At 41.0% G+C, this 2,296-nt stretch carries 1 protein-coding gene; it reads left to right on the forward strand.

Going from position 1 to position 2,296, the window contains the following annotated elements:
* Positions 1-2,294 (forward strand): ATP-binding protein (locus tag DBR11_RS22820; RefSeq protein ID WP_233260866.1); only part of this gene is annotated, 2,294 nt, incomplete at its 5' end.
* Positions 2,295-2,296 lie beyond the last annotated feature (2 nt).

The raw sequence follows: 2,296 nt of genomic DNA on the forward strand, positions 1-2,296 counted from the left end.
TCCTGGAGATTATGGGACTACCCGGCTCTTCTCCTACTATTGAAAGACAAAAAGGCTTTGCTGATGGCCTTAAAAAATTTCCTGATGTACACATCCGGACGGAAATTTACGGGGATTGGCTTAAGGAAAATGCAGAAAAACAACTGCTCAAAGCAAAAGCTTCACTCCAGCAGACCGACGCTATATTTGCACACAATGACATGATGGCTTCTGGTGCGAGACGTATCGTAAACCAGCTTAAGTTAGACCATCACATCAAAATCATCGGCATTGATGCGCTTCCAGGAACAGGAGGTGGATTGGAAATGGTAGCCAATCGGGTATTGGATGCCAGTATGCTTTATGCAACGGGTGGAAAAGAGGCCGTTCAAACAGCTTTTAAGATCCTGAACAAAGAAGAATTTTCAAAAGAAAACCTCCTTCAATCGCTGGTTATCGACTCAGCAAATGTTCAACTGATGAAATTGCAATGGAGCAAGATCAGCAGCCAGCAGAAAGATATTGAGCGCCAACAGATGCTGCTCGAAGAGCAGAAAGCTCTGTTTAACAATCAGCAGACCGTATTGAATATTACGGTGATTACTCTTGTTTTGGCTGTAGTTTTTGGAGGACTTGCTTTTTATTCCTTGCTGGAGAATAGAAAAATCAACAAAAGTCTGGAAGCCAATAACCAGGAAATCCTGAGACAAAGGAATCAGCTGATCGAAATGTCGGCTAAGGCGGAAATGGCTACAGAAGCGAAGCTCAATTTCTTCACCAATATGTCGCACGAGTTCCGAACGCCTCTTACCCTGATTCTTTCCCCACTGGAGGACTTGCTTCAAAATGAAAAAATAAAGACCACCGCGGGCCGAAACCTCAAACTCATCCATAAAAATGTATTCAGACTGCTGAGGTTAATTAACCAGCTGATTGAATACCGCAAGATTGAGCATGACAAAATGCGGATCAGCGCCTCCAGAAACAACTTAATAGAATTTATTCAGGAAATTCTGGAAAGCTTTCAGCACAATGCAAAAAAATACAATATAGACCTTCGACTGGTTACAAAAGAACAGCAACTGATGGTTTGGTTTGATGCCAATATGCTAGACAAAGTGATCTTTAACCTTCTTTCCAATGCTTTAAAATTTACCAACGCAAATGGAACCATTCATATTTTTGTACGTAAGGAAGAAGACTATATTTATGTTGATGTAAAAGACAATGGCAGTGGAATGTCGCCAGAAGAAACGGACCATGTATTTGAGCGTTTTTATCAAAGTGGCGTTCATGCGGCCAAAGGCTCCGGCCTTGGCCTGGCCTTATCCAAGGAATTAATGTTACTGCATTATGGCGATATCAATGTGCAAAGTGAAAAATGGCGGGGCACTACATTTTCACTTAAACTTCCTGCAGGCGATGGACATTTTAAAGAAGAAGAAAAAAAGAAAGAAAGCCTGGATAAAGAGGAACTCTATGAGCAGGCTAAAATCTACACGACAGATCTGGACGAACCTGCAGAGACACAGCCTATTGATGCCTTTCATACCATAAAAGAACAGTCTGTGCTCCTGATCGAAGACAATCCTGATCTACTGAACTATCTGAGCCATAAGTTTGCTGGTCAATATGAGGTTTTTACTGCCAATACAGGCACCAGCGGCATCACTTCAGCCTACGAACAGGTACCTGATTTGATCATTTCAGATGTCGTACTGCCTGGAATGACGGGCACCGAACTCACCAACAAACTGAAATCTGACATCAGGACTTCGCATATTCCTATTATTTTGTTAACAGCTAAAGGGAGTGTAGAACAACAAATTCAAGGAATGGAAAGTATGGCAGATACCTATATTGTAAAGCCATTTAATTTTGATTACCTTCTGGCCAGCGTAACCAATCTGCTCAAAAACAGAAACCTGCTCAAAGCGCATTACAGCAGCGACATCAGCTCTTCCTCAAAAATTCCCGTTTCTAAAGCATTGGATAAGAAATTTTTAAATGATTTTGCTGGCATTGTGGAGCAGAACCTTGGAAACGAAAATTTTAGCGTAGACGACCTGGCCAGAGAAGTTGGTATTTCAAGGGTACAATTATACAGAAAGGTAAAGGCCTTACTTGATTGCAGCATTACCGATTATATCCTGAACCGGAGATTAAAAAAGGCCAGTTATCTGCTGATCAACGAAAATTACTCTATTTCTGAGATTACTTATATGGTCGGTTTTTCTACACCAAATTATTTTGCAACAGTATTTAAAACCAAATATGGTTGTACACCAAGCGATTACAAGAAGAACAGCCAATAAAC

It is taken from the genome of Pedobacter sp. HMWF019 (genome assembly GCF_003061025.1).
In the GTDB taxonomy this organism is placed as follows: Bacteria; Bacteroidota; Bacteroidia; order Sphingobacteriales; family Sphingobacteriaceae; genus Pedobacter.